The 23203-nt window shown below is 69.1% G+C and carries 22 protein-coding genes and 1 pseudogene; 8 read left to right on the top strand and 15 right to left on the bottom strand.

Translation table 11 applies throughout. The features are described from left to right. Positions 1 to 95: 95 nt before the first annotated feature. The 4 genes and pseudogenes from ADK64_RS15790 to ADK64_RS44985 form a co-directional block, all read right to left on the bottom strand. Entirely contained in the window at positions 96 to 872 is a 777-nt protein-coding gene (locus ADK64_RS15790; RefSeq protein ID WP_053659319.1) for a TIGR03936 family radical SAM-associated protein, read from the bottom strand. Positions 873 to 918: 46 nt separating this feature from the next. Then, positions 919 to 1665: pseudogene (locus tag ADK64_RS15785) on the bottom strand (hypothetical protein); the annotation flags it as partial. Between the two features lie 140 nt (positions 1666 to 1805). Continuing rightward, positions 1806 to 2081 carry a hypothetical protein gene (locus ADK64_RS15780; RefSeq protein ID WP_053659317.1) on the bottom strand — a complete coding sequence of 92 codons (276 nt, stop codon included), beginning with the start codon at positions 2079 to 2081 and terminating at the stop codon, positions 1806 to 1808. Positions 2082 to 2155: 74 nt separating this feature from the next. After that, complete coding sequence (locus ADK64_RS44985; RefSeq protein ID WP_053659315.1) at positions 2156 to 2920, bottom strand: hypothetical protein; 765 nt, start codon at positions 2918 to 2920, stop codon at positions 2156 to 2158. A 325-nt stretch (positions 2921 to 3245) separates the two neighbouring features. Here ADK64_RS44985 and ADK64_RS15770 point away from each other — a divergent pair, with 325 nt between their 5' ends. The 3 genes from ADK64_RS15770 (at position 3246) to ADK64_RS15760 (ending at position 4740) form a co-directional block, all read left to right on the top strand. After that, complete coding sequence (locus ADK64_RS15770) at positions 3246 to 3722, top strand: hypothetical protein (RefSeq protein WP_053659313.1); 477 nt, start codon at positions 3246 to 3248, stop codon at positions 3720 to 3722. A gap of 210 nt (positions 3723 to 3932) precedes the next feature. Beyond that, positions 3933 to 4226: a hypothetical protein gene (locus ADK64_RS15765; RefSeq protein ID WP_053659311.1), complete on the top strand. Its 294-nt coding sequence runs from the start codon at positions 3933 to 3935 to the stop codon at positions 4224 to 4226. Positions 4227 to 4449: 223 nt separating this feature from the next. After that, positions 4450 to 4740 (top strand): hypothetical protein, encoded by a 291-nt coding sequence (locus ADK64_RS15760; RefSeq protein WP_053659309.1) that lies wholly within the window; start codon positions 4450 to 4452, stop codon positions 4738 to 4740. A gap of 76 nt (positions 4741 to 4816) precedes the next feature. On the opposite strand, the gene ADK64_RS15755 is transcribed toward ADK64_RS15760, so the two are convergent. The 5 genes from ADK64_RS15755 to ADK64_RS15735 form a co-directional block, all read right to left on the bottom strand. After that, positions 4817 to 5161, bottom strand: coding sequence for a hypothetical protein (locus tag ADK64_RS15755; RefSeq protein WP_234384590.1), 345 nt, complete (start codon positions 5159 to 5161; stop codon positions 4817 to 4819). 324 nt (positions 5162 to 5485) lie between these two features. Next, a complete protein-coding gene (locus ADK64_RS15750) occupies positions 5486 to 5743 on the bottom strand; it encodes a hypothetical protein (protein ID WP_053659307.1) in 258 nt (85 codons plus the stop codon). Positions 5744 to 5875: 132 nt separating this feature from the next. After that, positions 5876 to 6220 carry a hypothetical protein gene (locus ADK64_RS15745; protein WP_053659306.1) on the bottom strand — a complete coding sequence of 115 codons (345 nt, stop codon included), beginning with the start codon at positions 6218 to 6220 and terminating at the stop codon, positions 5876 to 5878. A 41-nt stretch (positions 6221 to 6261) separates the two neighbouring features. Then, a complete protein-coding gene (locus tag ADK64_RS15740) occupies positions 6262 to 6507 on the bottom strand; it encodes a hypothetical protein (RefSeq protein ID WP_053659304.1) in 246 nt (81 codons plus the stop codon). A gap of 259 nt (positions 6508 to 6766) precedes the next feature. Further along, on the bottom strand, positions 6767 to 8179 hold the full coding sequence (locus ADK64_RS15735; protein WP_053659301.1) for a condensation domain-containing protein: 1413 nt from the start codon (positions 8177 to 8179) through the stop codon (positions 6767 to 6769). 841 nt (positions 8180 to 9020) lie between these two features. On the opposite strand from ADK64_RS15735, the gene ADK64_RS15730 reads away from it, so the two are divergent. The 4 genes from ADK64_RS15730 to ADK64_RS15715 all read left to right on the top strand — a co-directional run bounded on the left by ADK64_RS15730 (position 9021) and on the right by ADK64_RS15715 (position 13072). Then, positions 9021 to 9983, top strand: coding sequence for an alpha/beta hydrolase (locus ADK64_RS15730; protein ID WP_053659299.1), 963 nt, complete (start codon positions 9021 to 9023; stop codon positions 9981 to 9983). Between the two features lie 232 nt (positions 9984 to 10215). Then, complete coding sequence (locus ADK64_RS15725; RefSeq protein WP_053659297.1) at positions 10216 to 10443, top strand: ferredoxin; 228 nt, start codon at positions 10216 to 10218, stop codon at positions 10441 to 10443. Continuing rightward, positions 10433 to 11827, top strand: coding sequence for an NAD(P)/FAD-dependent oxidoreductase (locus ADK64_RS15720; protein WP_053659295.1), 1395 nt, complete (start codon positions 10433 to 10435; stop codon positions 11825 to 11827). The genes ADK64_RS15725 and ADK64_RS15720 overlap by 11 nt, the downstream gene beginning before the upstream one ends. 39 nt (positions 11828 to 11866) lie before the next feature. After that, positions 11867 to 13072 (top strand): cytochrome P450, encoded by a 1206-nt coding sequence (locus tag ADK64_RS15715; protein ID WP_053659293.1) that lies wholly within the window; start codon positions 11867 to 11869, stop codon positions 13070 to 13072. A gap of 12 nt (positions 13073 to 13084) precedes the next feature. On the opposite strand, the gene ADK64_RS15710 is transcribed toward ADK64_RS15715, so the two are convergent. Together ADK64_RS15710 and ADK64_RS15705 are read right to left on the bottom strand one after the other, a co-directional pair. Then, the gene (locus tag ADK64_RS15710; RefSeq protein ID WP_053659291.1) at positions 13085 to 13555 is read right to left on the bottom strand and encodes a hypothetical protein; all 471 of its coding nucleotides are present in this window, start codon (positions 13553 to 13555) and stop codon (positions 13085 to 13087) included. A gap of 554 nt (positions 13556 to 14109) precedes the next feature. Continuing rightward, the gene (locus ADK64_RS15705) at positions 14110 to 15063 is read right to left on the bottom strand and encodes a DUF5996 family protein (protein WP_053659289.1); all 954 of its coding nucleotides are present in this window, start codon (positions 15061 to 15063) and stop codon (positions 14110 to 14112) included. 445 nt (positions 15064 to 15508) lie between these two features. Between ADK64_RS15705 and ADK64_RS48985 the strand changes: the two genes are divergently transcribed. After that, positions 15509 to 16012 carry a PAS domain-containing protein gene (locus tag ADK64_RS48985; protein ID WP_078992679.1) on the top strand — a complete coding sequence of 168 codons (504 nt, stop codon included), beginning with the start codon at positions 15509 to 15511 and terminating at the stop codon, positions 16010 to 16012. Here the strand turns inward: ADK64_RS48985 and ADK64_RS15700 are convergent. The 4 genes from ADK64_RS15700 to mrdA form a co-directional block, all read right to left on the bottom strand. Then, entirely contained in the window at positions 15966 to 17927 is a 1962-nt protein-coding gene (locus ADK64_RS15700) for a TIGR03960 family B12-binding radical SAM protein (RefSeq protein WP_053659287.1), read from the bottom strand. The genes ADK64_RS48985 and ADK64_RS15700 overlap by 47 nt on opposite strands. Positions 17928 to 17997: 70 nt before the next feature. Continuing rightward, the gene (locus ADK64_RS15695) at positions 17998 to 19503 is read right to left on the bottom strand and encodes a CYTH and CHAD domain-containing protein (protein WP_053659285.1); all 1506 of its coding nucleotides are present in this window, start codon (positions 19501 to 19503) and stop codon (positions 17998 to 18000) included. 124 nt (positions 19504 to 19627) lie between these two features. Further along, positions 19628 to 20824 (bottom strand): rod shape-determining protein RodA, encoded by a 1197-nt coding sequence (gene rodA, locus ADK64_RS15690; protein WP_053659283.1) that lies wholly within the window; start codon positions 20822 to 20824, stop codon positions 19628 to 19630. Continuing rightward, positions 20821 to 23070, bottom strand: a complete 2250-nt coding sequence (gene mrdA, locus ADK64_RS15685; protein WP_053659281.1) for a penicillin-binding protein 2 — start codon at positions 23068 to 23070, stop codon at positions 20821 to 20823. Before mrdA ends, rodA begins: the two co-directional genes overlap by 4 nt. Positions 23071 to 23203 lie beyond the last annotated feature (133 nt).

Below are 23203 nucleotides of genomic sequence, written 5' to 3'. Positions count from 1 at the left end.
GCCTTGTCGGTACGGCCTGGCGAAAGTCTTCTGGTCGGTGCGCTGCCCGACCCAGGTGGCTCCCGAGTACGAGGGCGGCGCTACGACGTCCGTCCCTACGCGGAACCTTCCGGCGTCGACGTCGTCGCGGCGGCCGCCGGTCTGGCCGTCAGGGCCCCGGTTGCCTCGCGGTCGGGCGCGAGCGGGTCGGTCACCGTGCCGGTCTCTTCATCGAACAGCCCCTGCGCCAGCCTGGTCACCGCTGCGGGGACCGGCGGCGCCAGGTCGGCCACGGCGCGGAGACCGGACAGGACGTCGTCGGGTCGTACGGCAGGCGTCACGTGCCGAACAACCAGCCGCAGTATCGCACAGGGCTGGTCGGTCGGCCTATCAGCCGGTGAACCATGTGTTTCCAGGCTCGCCACGGCCGGGCGGGCGTCGAAGGTACGGACGCCGTTCTTGGTCATGCGCTGCACCTCCACGGTGTCGGCCCCGGTGAAGGCCTCGACCGCGCGCTCGGCGTCACCGAGGTCGACGCCGTCCAGCCGCAGCTCCCAGACGGAGGCCGTCAGCCGGTCGGCGAGACCGGAGGTCCGCGCCTCGACCGCGTCGACGATGTCGAGCCCGACGGGCAGCGACTCGTCGAGCAGAACTCTCAGTTTCTCCGGATCCCGCGCCTCGGTGAGCGCGATCTCCAGGTACTCCGCCTCACTGCCCGTGCCGGTGGGTGCGGCATTGGCGTACGACACCTTCGGATGCGGCGTGAATCCGGCCGAGTACGCCATGGGTACGTCGGCGCGGCGCAGCGCACGCTCGAAGGCGCGCTGGAAGTCTCGGTGGCTGGTGAACCTCAGGCGGCCGCGCTTGGTGTAGCGCAGTCGGATGCGCTGCACCGCGGGTGCGGGCGGCGGGCCTTCGGGCTGTCGCTTGCCCAGTGTCCTAGTCCTTCGTGAGAGCGGTCGTACTCCTATCAAGAGTACGTGCCGAGGGCCCCCGAAGTTCCCCCCGGTCCACCGCGACCGGCTGCCGGGGTGCGCCGAACAGTGCTCGTCGCGCGTCGGCCCGTGTCTGTCGTACCGCGTCACGCGCGCTGGCCGGCGCCTCGCGCACGGCCCGCCCCACCACGCGCGCGCCCGCGGCGGCCGGCCGCAGGACGGCGTCCCGGACGACGTGTCCGACCGGGGCGAGCACGGTCCGGTACACCCGTCGCCCGGGCTCCACGAAGATCCACCGGAAGAGCGTCCCGAGAACCCGCCCGAGGGCCCGCGAGATCCGCCCGGCGATCCGCCACGCATGCCCGAGGGCCTCCCCCACCTCCCGCGCCACGACGGCCAGAACCCGCCCGACGGGCACGAGGACCCAGCGCCGCAGCGCAAGGGCGGGCAGGACGAACAGAACGCGCAGCACCCCGTACAGGGCGACGCCGACAGCGCCGGCGACGGGCGCGAGGACCCAGGTGCACAGCCACTGGGCGGGCACGACGACCAGATGCCGCGCCGGCCGGGCGAGGGGCCGTCCGACCGTAGTGAGCACGTACCGGTACAAGAACACGGCCGGTACGACGACAAGCACGCGCCCGACCGGTCGCACCACCGTGTCCAGCAGAAACCGTCCGGCGACGACGAGCGCGTCCCACGCCATCCGCACCGGCACGACCGGCACGAGGACGACGATCCGTACCGGAACATCCTTGCGGCGACCCGGTCCGTGACGCCGACTTCTGCATGTCCATACCGGTCAGGACGCCCCTGCCCGCCGTCCGGATGCGCGAACGAGCCCCCTCCCGCTCGGGGAAGGGGCTCAACAGGTCGCACGCGCCTCGCCTGTCAGAACGCCTGGCTGTTGCAGCCCATGTCCGAACCGAGGTGGCTCTGCTGCGCACCCGGGTTCCCTTCGCCGTTCAGCAGGTTGGCCGCGGCGGAGGAGAGGGCGCTGATGTTGCCGAGCACTTCGATGTTCATGTCGTGCGAGCGGCACTCGGTGCCCTGCGTGACGTCGACGTCATGGCCCGGCTCACCGTGTGCGAAGGCGGTGTTGCCGCCGAAGGAGCAGACGCTGCCGATGACGGCGCCTGCGAGGACTGCCTTGTGGAACGTGCGCATTGGTTCTCCGTTGGTCGAGCGGATGTGATCTGCGGCAGATCGAGCGGGAAGTGCGGACGATGACGGCGGGGCCGTCAGCCGAGCCGGGGAAGACCCAGCTGACCGAGGGGCGGTGCCGCGACCTGTCCGAGGCCGACCGGCGCCAACTCCGGGACGCTCGGCGCCCCGAGCATCGGGTTGACGAGCGGGTTCACCTGCGGGTTCACCTGGGGGTTCACCTGCGGGGTGACCCGCGTCGGGGTGTCCGGGGCGAAGCCCTGGGGTACGGCGACCTGCGGGGCGACCTGCGGCATGACCTGGGGCACGACCTGCGGCGTGACCTGCGGGGCCGGCTGCTGCGGAGCCGGCTGCTGCGGGGCGTACTGCGGCTGCGGGGCGTACTGCGGCGGCGGAGGAGCGTACTGCGGCTGCGGGGCGTACTGCGGCGGCGGAGGAGCGTACTGCGGCTGCGGGGCGTACTGCGGCGGCTGCGGGTACGGCGAGGTGGAGGCCTGCGCCGTGCCCTGCGACGAGGCGGACGCGGCGGCGTAGCCGGTCTGCTGCTGCGGGGGCGGCTGCGGCGGTGCGTACTGCGGCGGCGGGGGCGCGTACTGCTGCTGGTACTGCGGAGGGGAGACCTGTGCCACGCCCTGCGACGTGCCCGAGGCCGCGGCGTAAGGCGGCTGCTGCTGTGGCGCGTATGCCGGGGGCGCGGCCTGGGCATCCGGCTGCATCGGAGCCGGTGTTGGAGCAGCACCGCCATATCCGACGGGAGTGGCGGCTTGGCTGACGCCGGCGCCCATGGCGGACAGACCACCGGCCGCTGCCAGAACGAGCGCGGCCTTGTGAAGCTTGCGCATGAAACCCTCGGCCCTTCGATACCTGAAAAGGGAAATCCATCTCCCCGTCGGAACGAAGAATCCCGCGCCGTGGTCACGGCACCCAAAGGTCCGTCACCCATTTGCCAGCCACCCGGGCAGGCGGTGCGGCCCCTATGCCCTTGCGGCAAATGGGTGACCCCGGCGCGACACCCGTATCCGAGTCCGCGCAGTTCTCGTTCCCCACCGGGCAAGAACGATGACCCATCGCCACCGCTCAGGGCAACAACAAACAGCGACAACTGCCGCTGCTTCACCAGCATTTCGCCAGGTTCCGTGCACAGGTCAATGAAGGGCCGAGGATTTCATGCGCAAGCTTCGTCAAGTCGCGCTCGTCGTCGCAGCAGCCGGCGGTCTGACCGCCGTCGGTGCCGGCCCAAGCTCCGCCGTCACCCCCGCCGCCTACAACGGGGCCTCGCCGCCGCCCCTTTCACAGCCGGACGCCCAGGCCGCCTCGGCCACCTCCGCCCAGGCGACCGCACAGAGCTACGGCAACCCGGCGCCACAGGCGGCCCCACAGCGGGGCACCGATGTCGCTCCGCAGCTCAACCCTCAGCTGAATCCGCAGATCAATCCGCAGATTTCGCCGGCGGCCCCGCAGCCGGGACTGGGCGCTCCGGTCGGCCAGGCCAACCTGTTCCGTCCGTCCCAGGAGTGCAGCCCGCAGACCCTGCTCGGCGCGAACGTCCCGGTCGCTCTGCTCGCCGCCTCCGAGACCCGGGGCATCGACTGCACCCAGGCCAACAGTCAGTCGAACGCTCTCGCCAACGCGCATTCGCGCTGACGTCCGGACGGAAACACCCGGCATGCGCGGGCCTTTCGGAGATCGCCACCGAGAGGCCCGTTCGCATGCGATACGACTTCCGGGTGTTTTTGCTTCACGATCACGAAAGCGGCGCGTCGTTGCCGGTTTTAGCGTATTTCGTACTAATCTCCCGTAACTGTAAAAAGTCGATCTGTCACAGATCGCATCCACTCACTCCACGGAGATGACATGCGCAAGCTTCGCAACGTTGCCGTCCTGGTTGCCGCACTCAGCAGCATCGGACTCGTGAGCGGCACGGCGTACGCCGGCGGCCAGGGCGACGGCAAGGGCGGCGACCACGGGGACAGGTTCAACATCACGCAGAGCTCCCACTGCAAGTCGCACGACCTGAACCTCGACGTCCTCGGCGAGGTCGGCCTGCTCAACGGCCTGCTGGGCAACGCCCTGAACGGCGAGGGCAACCCGGGCGCCCAGGCCACCAACATCGGCTCGACGATGGGCTGCAACAACAGCGCCTTCTGAGCCGTGGTCCGGCGCCGAGACGCCGGACGGTAAATGGTCCCGGCGCCGGGCCGCAGGCCGGGCGCCGGGACCATTTGTGTGCGCCGACAGTTCTCCGAGATAGCGAAAAACAGCTCGAGTTCGGCGCGTCGCTCGATTTCTCGGGTATTTCGTATCAGCATTCATGTTGACAAAGATGGCGATTTCCCAGAGATCGCATCCACCTCATTCCATCGGAGATCACATGCAGAAGCTCCGCACCGCCGCCGTTCTCGTCGCCGCATTCGGGAGCCTCGGGCTCCTGGGTGCCGGCACTGCCCACGCCGACCAGGGCGGGGGCAGGGGCAGAGGCGGCGATGAATTCAATATCTCGCAGAGCAGCACCTGCCGGTCGCACGACCTGAACGCAGACGTCCTCGGCGAGGTCGGCATCCTCAACGGCGTTCTGGGCAACGGCCTGAACGGCGAGGGCAACCCGGGTGCGCAGCAGTCGTCCCTGGGCTCGTCCATGGGCTGCAACAACTCGTTCAAGTAGGTCAAGAAAACAATCCCCGGTATCCCGACCGATGGTCGGGATACCGGGGATTGTCGTTTGTTCCGGCCGAAAGCGCTCAGAACTCGATGTGCGGCTTCCTGAAGCCCTTGGGTAGCTTTGCCGTGTTGGAGCAGTCCACCACCGGTCCGACGCTCGCGGACCCGCCACCCACCAGTGTGTCCTCCGGAAACACCACGCGCGGACGGTCGGACGTCGAGCAGTCCTGCGCCTGCTTGATGACGTGCGCGCCGTTCTTGTCGATGCGGGTCTCGGTCTTGTGAACGCAGACCGTGCCGCCCTGTTCGGTGCTCTTGCAGCTGCCCTTGGGCCCCTCTGCGTACGCGTGTCCGGCGCCGACGCAGAACACGGCGAGACTTCCGACGAGCCCCGTGACGGTGGCGATCTTCCGTGCAGTGAACATGAGTTGTTTTCCTTTACGACGGAGGCCCGGGCGCGTGTGCCATTGACTGGCGTGCGCCCGGGCCCGAGAAGGTCGAATACAGAGCATTCCGCCACCGGACGCTTTGTCAGCGCGCCCAGCGGCGGGATTGGCGCAGCCCGGACGCGTACCCGACAGGATCGTCGTGCGTCCGGGCCGTCTTCGCCACGGTTTCACTCCGCACACCGGTGAACAGACCGAAGCGGTGCTGGTCCCGGATGCCGAGTTCGTACGATGCGCATCAGGCTTCCGGAGAAGGCCGATTCGCCCGTGCCGGTGCCGAGAGGCTGAGCCCTCGGTACGTCTTTACTCGTCGCCCTGGTGCTGGCCGTAGCCCTGCTCGGGCCCGGGGTGCCCCTCGTCCTGCTGCTGGCCCTGCGGCTGGCCCTGCGGCTGGGTGTAGTAACCGCCGCCGACGGCCACGGCGTTGGCCGACGAGTTGGCCACGGCGGTGATCTGCGGAGGCGCGTCCTCGTTACCGGCGGCGGAGCTGACCCCCGCGCCGAGGGCGGACAGCCCCGCAATCGCTGCCGCTACGACCGCAACGCGCTGAAACTTACGCATGGTTTGACCCTTCCTTACCCAGGCGGAGCGCCCGGCTTGACTACTTAATGTGAGCATATACACACCGTCAGTAGTTACCGGGGATCTCACTCCACATGTCGCGTCGGCCGGAAGGATCCGAACCCTGGAGGCTCAGCGCGGCATGTCGGGCGACATCTGCTCGTCGTCCTTGTCCGGCGCCGGCACCCCCACCGTCGTAGGGGAACAGGTCACCTCGGGCCCGAGTCGCTCCACCCCCTGCCCCAGGAAGGCGGGCAACCTCGTGGGCTCCACCGGGTGGCAGGTCTCCTGGTGCGGCAAGGTGCCGCCTTCGGGCACTTCACCCTTGATCCGCTGGGTGCAGCTGAGATTGCCCAGGATGTCGCGAGTACAGGTCCCCGGGCTTGCCGCGGCATGCGCCGGGGCGACGCCGATGCATGTCACAGCGAGGCCGCCGACGAGCCCCGAGACAGCCGCGATCTTCTTTCTGCTGAACATGTGTTGCGCTTTCCTTCCTAGGGATGCCCGCAGTGCCCGGCTCAGACGTGGAAAGCGTCGTTGAACTGACCGCAGGCCGTGTCGCTGGTGCCGGCGAGGCCGAGCACGCCGATCGGGACGTCGTTCTCGGACACCGTCTGCGGACTGCACTCCTGGTAGGGGCGGAAGAGGTCGACCGCCTGCGGCTGGTCCCCGCCGTAGGAGTCGGCGGTGGCGGTGCCGGCGCCGATGGCGGCCAGACCGCCGGCCGCCATTGCTGCGATCACGACCTGCTGGAGCTTGCGCATGGAACCCTCGGTTCTTTGCCTATACAGCGATGCTGGTTGCCTAGCGTGACTGCACAAACACTAGCAGTAGCGAGATGTGGCATTCCACACCAGACATCCATCCCGAGAGGGATATAGCCCCACAGAATCAACGAATGGACGCCAACTGGCCGTATGGAGACATGGATTGCCGCGCGGAACCCGAAGTTGCGTCAGGTGAACCGGTGTCAGGTACGGCCCGGCACCGGCACCAACACGAGTGATGCCGAAGAAAGTTGCGTCAGGAGAACGCCGGCTCCGCGACCCGCGAACGATCGCGCGCCGGCACGGAGACGATCAGGTCCCGCAGTCCCTCGACGTACAGCCGTACGTTCTTGTACGCGACCTCGGTGTCCGGGTAGCGGCAGGCGAACCACAGCCCCTCGTGCAGCCGGTTGACCCAGGCGCACACCTGGTCGCCGTACGACACCCGGATCAGTCCGTACGCCTTCTGCTCGGCCCAGGCTTCCGAACCGGGGATGAGACGGGCATCCACATACGAGATGATCGAGTACATATCCGGTGACGTCGGACGGAAGTCCGCGCCGAGCAGACGCAGTACCCGGGCCAGTGGAATGCGCGCCAGCGACCGGTTGGCCCGCAGTTCGGAGCGGACCGTGGCGAGCGCGTCGTCGAAGTCCCGCGCCGCGGGCACCTCGATGGGTGCGCCGCCGACGTACCAGCCCACCGAGTCCGACCACGCGGACTTCAGCCGGGTGTGGAACGGTACGACCGTGCGGTAGACCGGCTGCCCGCCGAGCTCGTGGACGATCAGACTGGTCGCGGCCAGGACACCCACCAGGCTGCCGCCGTAGGGCCGGCAATACGCCTCGAACGCGGCCGCCGCGTCCGCGTCGACGAGCGGCTCGCACACCAGCTTCTGCGCGGGCAGCTCGCCACCGGGCTGCAGACCGAGGTCGACGGGGAACTCCGGAAGCCTCCCGTCGCACCGGCTGATGAACTCCCGCCAGCGCGCCACGATCGCGTGCGTGTCGTCGATGCCGTCCGCGTTCGCCCGTTCCTGCTCGCAGAAGTCGACGTAACTTCCCGCGGGCGTGCCGGTGACGGGCTGCCCCGTGACGCCCGCCAGGTACAGTTCGTGGATCTCCTCCGGGATGCGATGGATGGAGTAGGCGTCGACATTGGTGTGGTCGAAGGCCATGTACACGCTGGTGGAGTCCTCGCGAACGACCGCCGTGTAGATGAGGTTCGGCCAGCCGAGCGCGTCCGCCGCGGCGTCAAATCGGTCCTGCAGATAGCGGATCAGCGCTCCCGCGTCGGCGAAGTCGCCGACCACCTCGCGGTGCAGCGACACGTCGTTCTCGTCGAGCGTGAACCGGTGCATGTCGTCGCCGGTCCACCTGAAGCCGCTGCGCAGCGTCTCGTGACGCAGCGTCCAGCCACGCAACGCCTGTTCCAGCTTGTCGAGGTCGGCTCGGCCCGGCAGGTCGAACGCCGTGCCGAGCCAGGTCGGTACGAACAGGCCGTCCTCCCGCACCGACCGGGCCGTTCTGATGTGCGACTCCTGGATGTACGCCGGCGGCCGCGGATCCGGCGCCAGCACTGCCGCGGCCGCGATGGTCGCCGGGCTGAACGTCCACTCGACGAGCCGCCCGGGCCGGACCTCGCAGCGCTGAATGTCAGAAATTCGCACGGTGGCGTCTCCTTCGCAGAAGACACCAGCTTGATCAAGGGGGAGCCGTACGCGAGCGGTGGTCGCTGTGTCGTCGGCTTTTCAGCGGGACGTGTGACACCTCGAACGAAGAAACGACACCGCTACGGTGATCGCTTGCCCTGAACGGCTGTTGAGCTCCGCGCGGGTGCCGCCTCCCGTCCCCCGGCGGCGGCCTCCGGTGCCGGTGACCGGGACGCCGTTGCCGTCCGGCGGCCGGGCGCCATGTCGGCGGTGCGCGAACGCTGTTCGCCGTCAGGGGCGTCGTGCACGATGTGGACGCGCACGAACTCCTCGTACACACCACGGCGTTTGATCTCCGGCGCGGCTCGACCGGCCGGCGGCGCTTCCGCTCTCGGTCGAACGTGGGGCCGACGTCGACGCCGCTGATGCCGTACTTCTCCCGCGGACACCCGATGACGGCCGCGGCGGCGACCGATGTGCCCCTTGCCCATGTACGTCCCGACCGGCGGGCAGGTCATGACGAAGCGACCGAGGACCCGCACGGCAACTGACCCCGCTTTGCCTTCAGTTGACGCCGCGCGGACGGAGGAGCCGAAGAGGCGGAGGTGCTTCTGCCTGGCAACGCCCCGGCGAGCCCCGTCGCCCGTGCCGCTTCATCGCCTGCGACGGGGACGCCGGCCGGCGTCCCAAGTCGAGGGTGTCGGGGCCCGCGACTACGATGGCCGTACTGCCCCATCGAGGGCTTGATCAGGAGCTCGGCCCAGAGCCCAGGCGTGCGGCGGCGCCGGCGCCCCCGGGGCGGGATCGACGCGCCCGCCTGTCCTCACCATGCCTCTCAGCCCTGCCAGGGAGCATTGTCATGGCCTCTCAATTTCCCTCGCTCATCCTGGAGCGCCCGGCTCAGGAACTGGCCGACGCGACCTCGAAGCCGCCGTTCCTGTACGAGCTGAAGCCGGCCGAAGCGCGCAAGGTCCTCGACGACCTGCAGGCGGCACCGATCGACAAACTGCCGGTCTCCGAGGAGTGGATCACCGTATCGGCCTCCGTGGGCGACGTACGGGTGCGCATCGTCAAACCGGAGGGCGCCACCGGAGCGCTGCCCGTCATCCTGTACATGCACGGCGGTGGCTGGGTGCTGGGCAACGCCGCCACCCATGACCGCCTGGTGCGGGAGTTGGCGGTCGGTGTGCAGGCGGCGGTGGCCTTCGTCGAGTACACGCCCTCACCGGAGGCCCACTACCCCGTGGCCATCGAGCAGGGCTATGCCACGGCGCAGTGGATCACGCGTGAGGGAGCGTCCAAGGGCCTGGACGCCGGGCGCATGGCGGTGGCCGGCGACTCGGTCGGCGGGAACATGACCGCCGCGCTCACCCTGCTGGCCAAAGAACGCGGAGACGTCACCTTCGTACAGCAGTCGATGTACTACCCGGTCACGGACGCGAACATGGACACCACGTCCTACGACCAGTTCGACACCGGCTACTACCTCAGCCGCAAGGCGATGGAGTGGTTCTGGGACGCCTACACCACCGACCCGAAGCAGCGCGCGGAGATCACCGCCTCTCCCAACCACGCCACCACCCAACAACTCACCGACCTGCCGCCGGCCCTGCTGATCGTGGACGAGGCCGACGTGCTGCGCGACGAGGGCGAGGCGTACGCGGCCAAGCTACGGGCCGCCGGCGTCCCGGTCACCACGGTGCGCTACGACGGCATCGTGCACGACTTCATGATGATCAACTCGCTCCGCCGGTCCAAGGCCGCCCGTGCGGCCGTCGACCAGGCCATCTCGGTCCTGCGCGACGCCCTCGGAACCGGCTAGCGTCACGCCCGACCGGCAGCCCGACCGGTAAGGACCAGCCGATCCCATTCGATCGAGAGAGGCTTCCCGAAGCCGCCGCGTCCCGGTTTGCGAGCCCCTCCGAAGGAGTCGATCCTGAAGGTGAGGCATGCCGTCCGATCGTACGGACCGAGCGCAAGGGCTGCGGAGTTCGCGGCGCAAGGCGCGGACGCGCCCGGGGAGAACCGCGGCCCCAGCAGGGAGCGGGTACCAGATGAGGCTTGTCGTCGATCTCAACCGATGCCAGGGATTCGCGCAGTGCGTCTTCCTCGCCCCGGACGTCTTCTCCCTGCACGGGGAAGAAGCGCTGCTGTTCTCCCCTCGCTTCGACGAGGCACAACGTGACCGGGTGGAGAAGGCCGCGGCCGCCTGCCCGGTCCAGGCCATCCTCGTCGACTACTCCGATGAGCCGACGAAGCGGGTGGAGCCCCATGTCGGCTGACACGGACGTCGAGGTCCTGCGGCGCCAGGGCCGCATCGTCGTGGTCGGCGCCTCGCTGGCCGGTCTGCGCGCGGCGGAGACCCTGCGCGAGGAGGGCTTCACCGGATCACTGACCATGATCGGCGACGAGTCGTACGAACCCTACGACCGGCCGCCGCTGTCCAAGCAGGCGCTGCTCGGGCGAGCACAGCCCGAGGACACCGCGCTGCCGCGGCGGCGCGACATCGACGCCGAATGGCGGCTGGGCGTCGCTGCCGAGGGCCTGGACCGGGAGGCCAAGCAGGTACGCCTGGCGAACGGCGACACCGTTCCCTACGATCGCCTGCTGATCACCACCGGGACCAGAGCGCGGCCCTGGTTCCACCCGGAACAGGCCGCACTGGACGGGGTGTTCGTGCTGCGGACCCGCGACGACTCCGCACGCCTGCGCCGGAAGCTGACCGGGGGCGTGTCCCGGGTGCTGGTGATCGGCGCCGGTTTCACGGGCTCCGAGGTCGCCTCCGCCTGCCGGGAGCTGGGCCTTGCGGTCACGGTCGCCGAACGCGGCCCGGCACCGCTGGTGGGCGCACTCGGCGGGGTGATCGGCGCGGTCGCCGACCGGATGCAGCGCAAGCACGGAGTCGACCTGCGCTGCGGCATCAGCGTCACCGCGCTCGAGGGTGACTATGTGGGACGGCTCAGGCGCGCCCATCTGTCCGACGGCTCGGCGATCGACGTGGAGGTGGCGGTCGTCTCGCTCGGTGCCATGCGGAACACGGAATGGCTCGCCGGCTCGGGGGTGGCCGCGGGCCCCCGGGGGATCGCGTGCGACGCCGGGTGCCGGGTGTTCGACGTCAACGGCATCGTCACCGACGACATCTACGCAGCCGGTGACGTCGCACGCAGCCCCCACCCGCTCTTCGATTACCAGTTCCTGGCGCTGGAGCACTGGGGCAACGCGGTCGAGCAGGCCGAGATCGCCGCCCACAACATGATCTGTGCGGGTCCCCAGCGCCGGCCGCACCTGTGGCTGCCGATGTTCTGGTCCTCCCAGTTCGGCGTCAACATCAAGTCGGTGGGTGTGCCCTCGCTGGGCGACCAGCTGGTCGTCGCCCAGGGGGCGCTCGCCGAGGAGCGGTTCGTGGCGGTCTACGGGTACCGCGGCCGCGTCATCGCCGCGGCGTCCTTCGACGGAGCCAAGTGGCTGGGGTTCTACGAGCAGCAGATCGCGGCCGGCGCCCCCTTCCCGCCGGAGTACCGCACGGTCGACCGGCGTACCGAATCGCTGGAGCCGGTCGACCCGGCCTTCCCGGATCCCCATCTGCCCACCCACGGGGCCACAGTCACGCTGACGGGCCACTCACCGAGCGAACGGCGCGTCCGGTTCGTTCCGTCACGTGCCTGATCAACCGCCCTGTGCGGCCCGGAGCCCTCAGGAGACACCATGACGCCCGGCACCATCTCCGCGCAGATCACCGACTACGCCAATCGGGCCGACCCCTACCCGCTCTACGCGGAACTGCGCAAGCAACCGGTCAGGCGGGAGGACGACGGCACCTACCTGGTCAGCACCTACTACGAAGTGCGGAACCTGGCCAACGACCCGCGGCTGAGCAACGACACACGCAACCGCCCGCCGGGCTACGCCCGCCCCGGACAACCGGCGGAGGAGACCGGCCTGCCGCCCGGCTTCATCTTCACCGACCCGCCTGTGCACGACCAGCTGCGCGACACCATCAACCGGCCGTTCGGACCCCCGCACAGCCCCAGATTCCTCGACGGTCTGCGCGGAGAGCTGAGCAAGGTCGTCACCGAGCTGCTCGACGCCTTCGAAGGCAAGGACCAGGTCGACATCGTCGAGGACTTCGCCTACCCCCTTCCCGTCACCGCCATCTGCAAGGTCCTCGGCGTGCCGCGCGAGGACGAACCACGCTTCCACGTCTGGGCCGATGCCCTGGCGTCGGCGCTCGATCCCCACCCCGGCGACGACGGCCAGGAAAAGGGGCAGCGGGCGCGCCAGGAGTTGGGCGCGTACCTGGCCGATCTCATCGAGACCAAACGCCGCCACCCCGGCACCGGGATACTCAGCGCGCTCACCCCCGACATGACACCGGCGGACCTGGAGGCCACCGCGGTGCTGCTCCTGGTCGCCGGCCACGAGACCACGGTCAACGCGATCACCAATACGACCCTCACCCTGCTGCGCCACCCCGACATCCTCGAGCGGTTCCAGAAGGAGCCGGACCTGGCCGTCCCGCTCATCGAGGAAGTGCTGCGCTACGAACCCCCGGTGCAGTTCGTCACGTGGACCACCGCCCTGGCCGACATCGACGTCGCCGGCACCACCATTCCCAAGGGCTCCCCGGTCTGGCTCATGCTGGCCGCGGCCAACCGCGACCCCAAGCGTTTCAAGGACCCCGACCGGTTCGATCCCGACCGCAAGGACAACGAGCACCTGGGCTTCTACACCGGCATCCACTACTGCTTCGGCGCCGCTCTCGCCCGCATAGAGCTCCATGTGGCCGTGCCCGAACTGTTCCGCCGGGTCAGGTTCTCCGGGCTGCTCGAGGACCCGCCGCCGTACCGGGCCAACGCGGTGCTGCGTGGCCCCCGCCACCTTCCTGTGGCGATCGAGGGCCTCACGGCCTGAGGGGCGGCGCCGTCACCACTCGCCGTGGTGGCCGATCACCCGGAAGCTGCCCACGACACCATCGTCACCGAACACGCCCCCGAGGCCGGTGCGGGTCACCGTGCCAAAGGTCTCTCCGTGAGGACCCACGGTGGTGACCGGAGCACCGTCGTCACAGGAAAAGCCCCGGTAGACCTCGACGGTCCTGCGGCTGTCATTGAAAACACTGAAGCTGCCGGAGCCGGTCGCCGTGATGCAGCCCTCGGCGGAGGCCGAGTACATACGTTCGTTGAAGTAGATCTTTCCGACCCGCCCATGGCCGTGGTCGCCTCCACCGGCACCGCGACCCTCGCCCTTCTCCCCGCCTGCGCTCCTGCCGCCCACGGGAGCCGCCGGAGGCGCGGCTCGGTGCACAGGCCGGGCCGCCCGGTGGACGGCGGGGGAAGCCGGGGTGGAACCGTCGGCCGAAGCGTAGGTGATGCTGGCGGCCACCAGGACGGTCACGCCTACTCCCGTGCCGACCACAGCAAAAATACGCGGAGACATGTCACTTCTCTCTGTCGCACGGATGCCGGCCGGTGCAACCGACCTGCGACGAACGTACCGACAGCCCCGATGACCGGCATTTCGGACAAGTCTCTGGTGTGACGGCATGACCCAAACGGGTACCGCCTGAACTGCGCGTACGCCCCGGAGAACACCAGGGAGCCCCCTTCCCGGTGGGGCACGGCGAGGAATGACGCCGGTCGTCGACACCCGCTTCAGGAGTTCGATCCGAGCCCGCTCCAGCCGCGGTCGTCGGCTGGTGCGACAGCCGAACAGAGACGCCGGTGTACGCCCCCGTCCGGCCTCGTTGATGTCAGCCGTGGACGTCAGCGACCTTCTGATCCGTAGCTCTATGCGGATCGGGCAATGGCGGCCATAGCGGTCGCGTCGAAGTCTCCAACGGGCGCTGGAGGCCGCGGGCCCGTTGCTGATGACCTCGCCGCCCGTGAGGGCGGCGGGCCGTCGAGATGGAACCCGCAGGAGCCAGCCGTGAGGACCGATCCCGGCCCGAGTCAGCCGTGCTGGTGCTGGACGAGCGCGGGCGGTGTCCTGCTCTTGTACCAACCCTCGACGCGGGGTCCGACGAGGTCGGACGGCCAGCCCGCCGTCTCGACGGCGGCATCGTAGACGGCGTCGCCGAACGCCACAATGGCCTCGTGCGGGTCCGCCGTCTCCCTGAGCCTGGCCCACGGCAGACGAACCAGACCAGCGTCAGGATGCCAGGCGGCGCCCTCAACACCCCAGGACCGGCCCCTGAGACCGTCCGGCTGGGGCCAGATGTACGCGTACATGCCGGCATTCGGCGCCTCGGCATCCCCGAAGGAGAATCCCACCGACACGTACGCGTCGAGTTGGGCGTTCTGCATGAACGGCGGCTGGTGGGCCGGCGGCACGGTGGGCTGCGCCCGGTAACGCGTGGCGGACAGGTCGAAGCCGCCCCACATCACACCCACCCGAGGGCGGTGTCCCAGGAAGGGGGCCTGCCACGCCTCGAGCCCGTCAGCGGCGAGGTTCAGCGCTGTCCAGATCAGCCGGGCCGCGTGGCCATCCCAGGTGCGTTCGGCACGATCGTCCTCGAAGCGCGGCGGGGCATCCGGAATCTCGCAGATCAACGAGCTGCGCGGTCGGTGTATGCCGAGCTCGTCTGCCGCATCGCAGAAGGACCTGTAGAACATGGCGACTGACCCGTTGGACAAGGGCACTGTCCGCGAGCCGTTGTCGGCCTCGATGACCACGCCACCGTCGAGCAAGCTGTAGTGCACCGTGAAGGTCACGCCGCGCTGCCGAAGCGTTGGCGTCCTGAGTCCCCGGGGTGTGACATCGAGGACGATGTTCCCCCAGCCGACTTCGAAGGGCTCGTCAAGGGTGTACTTGCCTGCGACCTGTACCAACCGGTTCACGTAGTCGACCATCGGCGCCAAGTCCTCATGGACCAGCGTCGGCCACGCATTGAGACGGTCGCTCACAGAGAGCCTCCCAGCGTGTCGATGGGATTGCGGGAGGACGTCAAGTACCGCGCCCGCTTCCCTACGCAGCGACGGGCGGGCGTCGGACACCGAACTGCGATCCAGTACCCCATTCTCACACGCAGGTCAGGGTCCCGCCCACTCGGTGGCGCGGGGCGTCCGACGTGCTGGGCCGGCAGCCGGGCATCTTCATGCCGGCACGGTGATCACACCAGACCGCCGCTGACAGCTCACCCTTGGGCATCTGCGGTATGACCGAACAACTGACGGCACCACTTGTGAATAAAGCCAGGTTGCTGAATTTCGCTGCTGCACCGCAACCAAGTTCTGTCACTCCCTCTTCACGGGCTGCCGTGCTCCGTTTCCAGCGGGCCCTGCCATCGTCACTTGATGTAGGCGGTCAATCGCACCTTTGTCTCAAGATGTGACGGCAGAATGCGCGAATATGAATGAAGGGGATGTTTTGGTATGCGCTAGAGAGCCGCAGATGAATGCCTCGGACGAACTCCTTCACATGCCTGACCCGGCGGCTCTTCTGACGCTGGACGGATCCATCCGCAGCCTGAACCCAGCGATGGCCACCGTGCTGGGCAAGCCGACAGAGACGTGCCTGGGACATGACTTCGGTGATCTGTGGCCCGCAGGCGAGAGCACTTCGGCCGAGAGTCTCGTGGCCCACGCCGCCAAGACGAAGACGGCAGCGATGCGGGTGCTGCAATACCCCGGGCCGGGCGGCCGCCTCGGAGACGATGTGCGAGGCTCATCCAGGGCCCGGCAGCGGCGTCCGAGCGGGCGCCGACGGGCGAGGGCTCGAAGCGCCGACCACAGCCAGCGCCGCAGCCACCTCCTCCTCACTCACCCCCGCCAGCGCCTCAACCACCCGATCGAGCGCCTCGCCCACCTCAGTGCGCGTGACCACTCGAAGCCGGCGTCGGACCCGCGTTCTTGACCGTCAGCGGCAGCAACTTCTTGCCGGTCGGGCCGATCTGGATGTGGGTGTCCATCTGCGGGCAGACGCCGCAGTCGAAGCACGGGGTCCAGCGGCAGTCCTCGACCTCTGTTTCGTCGAGGGCGTCCTGCCAGTCCTCCCAGAGCCAGTCCTTGTCCAGGCCGGAGTCGAGGTGGTCCCAGGGGAGGACCTCCTCGTAGCCCCGCTCGCGGGTGGTGTACCAGGCGACGTCGACGCCGAAGGCGGGCAGGGCCTTGTCCGCGCAGGCCATCCACCGGTCGTAGGAGAAGTGCTCGCGCCAGCCGTCGAAGCGGCCGCCGTCGTCGTAGACCGCGCGGATCACTGCGCCGATGCGGCGGTCGCCGCGGGAGAGCAGTCCCTCCACGATGCCGGGCTTGCCGTCGTGGTAGCGGAAGCCGATCGAGCGGCCGTACTTCTTGTCGCCGCGGATCTTGTCCCGGAGCTTGGCCAGGCGGGCGTCCGTCTCCTCGGCGGAGAGCTGGGGCGCCCACTGGAAGGGGGTGTGGGGCTTGGGGACGAAGCCGCCGATCGAGACCGTGCAGCGGATGTCGTTCGAGCCCGAGACCTCGCGGCCCTTCTGGATCACGTGCATCGCCATGTCGGCGATCTGCAGGACGTCCTCGTCCGTCTCCGTCGGCAGGCCGCACATGAAGTACAGCTTCACCTGACGCCAGCCGTTGCCGTAGGCCGTCGCGACCGTACGGATCAGGTCCTCCTCCGAGACCATCTTGTTGATGACCTTGCGCATGCGCTCCGAGCCGCCCTCCGGGGCGAAGGTCAGGCCGGAGCGGCGGCCGTTGCGGGTCAGCTCGTTGGCCAGGTCGACGTTGAAGGCGTCCACCCGGGTGGAGGGCAGGGAGAGGCCGATCTTGTCTTCCTCGTACCGGTCCGCGAGGCCCTTGGCGATGTCGCCGATCTCCGAGTGGTCGGCGGAGGAGAGGGAGAGGAGGCCGACCTCCTCGAAGCCGGTGGCCTTCAGGCCCTTCTCCACCATCTCGCCGATGCCCGTGATCGAGCGCTCGCGCACCGGGCGCGTGATCATGCCCGCCTGGCAGAAGCGGCAGCCGCGCGTGCAGCCCCGGAAGATCTCGACCGACATGCGCTCGTGGACCGTCTCGGCGAGCGGGACCAGGGGCTGCTTCGGGTACGGCCACTCGTCCAGGTCCATGACCGTGTGCTTCGACACGCGCCACGGGACACCCGACTTGTTGGGCACCACGCGCGCGATACGGCCGTCCGGCAGGTACTCGACGTCGTAGAACGCCGGGATGTACACCGCACCCGTCTTGGCCAGGCGGAAGAGGACCTCCTCGCGGCCTCCCGGGCGGCCCTCGGCCTTCCACTCGCGGATGATCCTCGTCATGTCGAGGACGGCCTGCTCGCCGTCACCGATGATCGCCGCGTCGATGAAGTCCGCGATCGGCTCGGGGTTGAAGGCCGCGTGGCCGCCGGCGAGGACGATCGGGTCGTCGATCGTGCGGTCCTTGGACTCCAGCGGGATTCCCGCCAGGTCCAGCGCCGTCAGCATGTTCGTGTAGCCCAGCTCCGTGGAGAAGGACAGGCCGAACACGTCGAAGGCCTTCACCGGGCGGTGGCTGTCCACCGTGAACTGGGGGACGCCGTGCTCGCGCATCAGCGCCTCCAGGTCCGGCCACACGCTGTACGTGCGCTCGGCGAGGACGCCCTCCCGCTCGTTGAGGACCTCGTAGAGGATCATGACGCCCTGGTTGGGCAGGCCGACCTCGTACGCGTCCGGGTACATGAGCGCCCAGCGGACGTCGCAGCTGTCCCACTCCTTGACGGTGGAGTTCAGCTCGCCGCCTACGTACTGGATCGGCTTCTGCACGTGCGGGAGCAGGGCTTCGAGCTGCGGGAACACCGACTCGACAGACATCGGAGGAACCTTTGTGAGCTGACAGGGGTGACCATCAAGCGTAACCCGCCCGGAAGGCTCCCCCGTACGCTCAGAAAACGGCCCCGGCGCCGATCTTCCGCCACAGCCCCGGCAGCTCCGCCTCCGCGGCGGCCGCCCGTGCCTCCTCCCTGCCGTACAGCAGGCCGTACGTGAACGCGCTCTCCCCCGCCGCGTGCGCCACCGCGGACAGCTCGTGCAGGGTCCGGCGGGCCATGACGCTGTCCTGGTGGTCGCCGAGGAGGGTCGTCAGGGACTTCATGTCCTTGGTCAGGGAGCGGGCCGGTTTGCGCAGGGCCTCGGTGGCCGCCTCGGCCGCGTACCGGGTGCGCTTGGCCTTCTTGCGGGCCTCGTGCACGGCGAGGTCGCGCTCCTCGCCGGGCGGGACCTCGAGGGCCTGCCCGACCAGGGCGGACAGGGTCGTCAGGTCCTTGCGTACGGCCTTGTCGAGCACCTTCTGCGGCCGCTTCCCGCCCGCCTTCCGCAGCGGCGGGTCGGCGAGCAGGGCGTCCAGTGTGTCCAGCAGCGTCAGATAGCGGCGGGAGTCGAGGACGCCGGTCAGACGGCTGTGCGCGCTGCCGTGCCGGGCCTGTGCCCAGGAGGTGAGGCGCTCTAGGACCGGGCCGTGGACCAGGGCGGACGGGAGGGTGTCGAGGGCGGTCGTCAGGCGGTCGGCCAGTACCTCCTGGTCGCGGTCGACACCCAGCTCGCCCGCGAGCCACTTCAGCTCCACGCCGATGGGGTCGGTGACGGTGCGGTCGAGGACCGAGCGGAAGCTGCGCAGGGTGCTGCGGGCGCGGCGGGTGGCGACTCGCATCCGGTGCACGGAGTCGGGCACGTCACGGCGGACGGCGGGGTCCAGCTCGACCAGCACGTCCCGCTGGGCCCGGAGGTAGGCGAGGACGTGGTCGCCGGCCGTCACCGGGGGGCGCGCGGGCCTGCCTTTTCCACGACTGCGGCGGCCGGAGGTCTGCTCCAGGGCCCGGGCGAGTTTCGACGGCGACCGCGACGGGTGTACGCCCGCCTTGCGCAGCCGTTTGTCCACCAGGTCCATGAGGGCGGGATCGCCGCCGTCGGCCAGCTCCACCTCGATCTCGGTCCACTGGGCGGCCCCGCCCGCGCCGCCGAGTCGCTCGGCGGTCACGGCGTCCGCACTCGCCTCGGCCAGCAGCGCACCGTCGGCGTCGACCAGATGGCGCACATCGCGGACGGAACGCAGCCGGACCAGCGGGATCAGCTCGGCGTCCCGGACCCGGGAGCGGACGAGGCCGGCGATCTCCTCGGGGACGGTGTCGGAGAGCGGTGCGCGGATCTCGTCGCGGACGCCGGGGGCGACCGGGAACTTCAGATGCCAGCCGGCGTCCGAACCGCCGGTGCGGCGGCGCAGGGTGAGGGAGGCGGCGGCCAGGCGTTCGTCGGCCGTGTCGTAGTAGGTGGCGTCGAGTTGGACCACGCCCTTGTCGAGCACGGCCGCCACCGCGCCGACGCCGGTCAGGTCGGGCAGCCCGCTGTCGTCGGATTCGTACTTGCGCTCGATCTCGCGTTTCGTATCCGCCATGGACTGAATCTAGTGCGCGGCGGACCGGCGCGGCAGAGGCCACCCCGGGTGAATGGCGGGAAAACTCCCGCCGTCCCCCCGGAGAACGACGCTCTGGCCCGCCCGGTCCGTCCCGCGCGGACTCTCACGCGGACATGGGTCTCTGTACCTTGATGGACTGAAGCAGTCCCACGGCCACCCACACCGCGAACATCGACGAGCCGCCGTACGACACGAACGGCAACGGCAGACCGGTGACCGGCATGATGCCGAGGGTCATGCCGATGTTCTCGAAGGCCTGGAAGGCGAACCAGGCGACGATCCCGGCGGCCACCACCGTGCCGTACAGCTCGGTCGAGTCGCGGGCGATGCGGCAGGCCCGCCACAGGACGAGCCCGATCAGGGCGATGATCAGGCCCGCGCCGACGAAGCCCAGCTCCTCCCCCGCGACCGTGAAGACGAAGTCCGTCTGCTGCTCGGGCACGAACTGGCCGGTGGTCTGCGAGCCGTGGAAGAGGCCTTGACCGGTCAGGCCGCCGGAGCCAATGGCGATCCGGGCCTGGTTGGTGTTGTAGCCCACGCCCGAGGGGTCCAGGTCCGGGTTGGCGAAGGCCGCGAAGCGGTTGATCTGGTACTGGTCCAGGATGTGCAGCTGCCAGATGGCGACGCAGCCGATCACGCCGACCGTGAGCAGGCCGAAGACCCAGCGGTTGGAGGCGCCGGAGGCGAGCAGGATGCCCAGGATGATGGCCACCATGGCGAGCACCGAGCCGAGGTCCGGCATGAGCAGCAGGATCAGGCACGGCACGGCCGCGAGGCCCAGGGACTGGGCCACGGTCCGGTGGTCCGGGTACGGCTTGTCGCCCGCGTCCACCCGCGTGGCCAGCATCATCGCCATGCCGAGGATGATCGCGACCTTGAGGAACTCGGCGGGCTGGATCGAGAAGCCGCCCACCACGATCCAGTTGCGCTGGCCGTTGATCGTGGCACCGAGCGGGGTGAGGACCACCAGCGCCAGCAGGACCGACAGGCCGTAGAGGATCGGCACGGCGTTGCGCAGGGCGCGGTGGCCGAGCCAGATCGTGCCGATCATCAGGGCGACCCCGATGCCGAGGTTCATCAGGTCCCGGACCAGGAAGTAGTACGGGTCGCCCTGGTTGATCTCGGTGCGGTTGCGGGTCGCGGAATACACCAGCAGCGAGCCCAGCAGGGACAGGGCGCTCGCCGCGAACAGTATCGGCCAGTCGAGCCGACGGGTCAGCGAGTCGCGGGCGAAGATCCTGGTCCAGCCGGCCCGCTCCGGGCCGTACCCGGAGACGGAGAAGCTGTTCGCGCCGGTCATGAGAGCATCCTCCGGCTTCCCCGCTTCCGCGGCCGCCTACGGGTGTTGCGGTTGCCCGTGGTGGGCGAGGGCGAGGTGGCGGGCTGCTGGTCGCTGCCGTTGCTGGGGTTGCTCTTCTGGGCGGCCTCGGCGTCCTTGCCCGGGTCGCCGGTGACCTTCGGGGCGGCGATCGTGCCGTCCGTGCGGACCTTCGGCAGAGTGCTCTGCGGCTGGGGCAGCAGCGCCTTCTTGTTGTCGATGGAGCCGTCGCCCTGGACGCCGTAGAGCGCGCTGTAGATGTTGCGCACGGCCTCACCGGAGGCTCCGGAGCCCGTACCGGCCTGGGCGATCGTCATGATCACCGTGTAGTCCTTGGAGTACGTGGCCAGCCAGGAGGTGGTCTGCTTGCCGTAGACCTCCGCCGTGCCGGTCTTGCCGTGCAGCGGGATCTTGTTCTGCGGCCAGCCGTTGAACTTCCAGGCCGCCGTACCGCGCGTGATGACGCCCGCGAAGGCGTCGTCCATGCCCTTGAGGGTGGCCTGGCTGACCGGCAGCTTGCGCTGCACCTTGGGCTTGATCTCCTGGACGGTCTTGCCGTCGGCGCTGACGATCGCCTTGCCGATGGTCGGGACGTACTCGGTGCCGCCGTTGGCGACGGCGCCGTAGATCATCGCCTCCTGGATCGGCGTGACGAGGGTGTCGCCCTGGCCGATGGAGTAGTTGATCTCGTCACCCTCGCGCATCTTGTTGCCCTCGAGGCAGTTCTCGTAATAGATCTTCTGGACGTAGGTGCCGTCCTTCTTGCCGGTCTTGCACCAGACGTCCTTGTTGGCCTTCCAGTAGTCGAGCTTCCACTGGCGGTCGGGGACGCGGCCGGTGACCTCGTTGGGCAGGTCGATGCCGGTCTCCTTGCCGAGGCCGAACTGGTGGGCGGTCTTGAAGAACCAGTCCTTCGGCTGGCCCTTCTTGGGGTTGATGCCGCCGTCCTTCTTCCACTCGTTGTCGCCGAGGCCGTAGAAGACGGTGTCGCAGGAGACCTCCAGGGCACGGCCCAGGGAGATGTCGCCGAAGTTCTCGCCCTCGAAGTTCTTGAAGACCTGGCCGCCGACCGAGTAGGAGCTGGTGCAGGGGTAGCCGCCGTCCCAGGCGTAGCCGGCCTGGACCGCGGCGGCCGTGGAGACCACCTTGAACGTCGAACCGGGAGCCGCCTGACCCTGTATGGCCCTGTTGAGCAGCGGGTAGTCGGAGTCCTTGCCGGTGAGGGCCTTGTAGTCCTTGGCGGAGATGCCGCCCACCCATGCGTTCGGGTCGTAGGTCGGGGCCGAGGCCATCGCGACGATCCGGCCGGTCTTGGCCTCCATGACGACGACGGCGCCGGAGTCGGCCTTGTAGTTCTCGCCGGTGATTTTGTCGTACTGCTGGCGGGCGGTCGTCATCGCCTTGTCCAGCTCGTACTCGGCGACGCGCTGCACGCGGGAGTCGATGCTGGTGACCAGGTTGGAACCGGACTGTGCGGCGTCCGACTTGGCCTTGCCGATGACCCGGCCGAGGTTGTCCACCTCGTAGCGGGTGACGCCGGCCTTGCCGCGCAGTTCCTTGTCGTACTCCCGCTCCAGGCCGGAGCGGCCGACCATGTCGGAGCGCAGATAGGGCGAGTCGGTGTTCTTGGCCTTCTGGATCTCGTCGTCGGTGACGGGCGAGAGATAGCCCAGCACCTGCGCGGTGTTGGACTTGCCCGGGCCGGGGTAGCGACGCACGGCCTCGGGCTCGGCGCTGATGCCGGGGAAGTCCTCGGAGCGCTCGCGGATCTGCAGGGCCTGCTTGGGCGTCGCCTTGTCGGTGATCGGGATCGGCTGGTACGGCGAGCCGTTCCAGCACGGCTGGGGCGTCTTGGCGTCGCACAGCCGGACCTTCTGCGTGACCTCCTCGGGTGTCATGCCGAGGACGCCGGCCAGCTTGGCGAGGACGGCCTTGCCGTCGTCCCTCTGCTTGAGCAGGTCGGTGCGGGAGGCGGAGACGACCAGGCGGGTCTCGTTGTCGGCGAGGGGCACGCCCCGGGCGTCCAGGATGTCGCCCCGCACGGCGGGGTCGACGACCTGCTGGACGTGGTTGCCCGACGCCTCCTTCTGGTAGGCGGCACCCTCCCGGATCTGGAGGTACCACAGGCGGCCGCCGAGCGTGCCGAGGAGGGAGAGAACGAGGATCTGGATCACGACGAGCCGGATCTGGACCCGTGGGGTCCGACCGGTCTCGGGGATGTTGGTCACTGCGGCTGCCTCCCCCTCTCAGTGCGCGAACGTCTGCGCGCGCAGCGCATGTGTGCGATGAGTCTGTGCGCGTACGAATGATGAACGATCAGTCTGTGAACCCGCGTTCCGAGACAGCTGACCCGTTCGGGTG

Source organism: Streptomyces sp. MMG1121 (genome assembly GCF_001280015.1).
Taxonomy (GTDB): Bacteria; Actinomycetota; Actinomycetes; order Streptomycetales; family Streptomycetaceae; genus Streptomyces.
The sequence above is the reverse complement of the archived record's forward strand: the minus strand, read 5'-3'. Positions and strand labels throughout refer to the sequence as shown.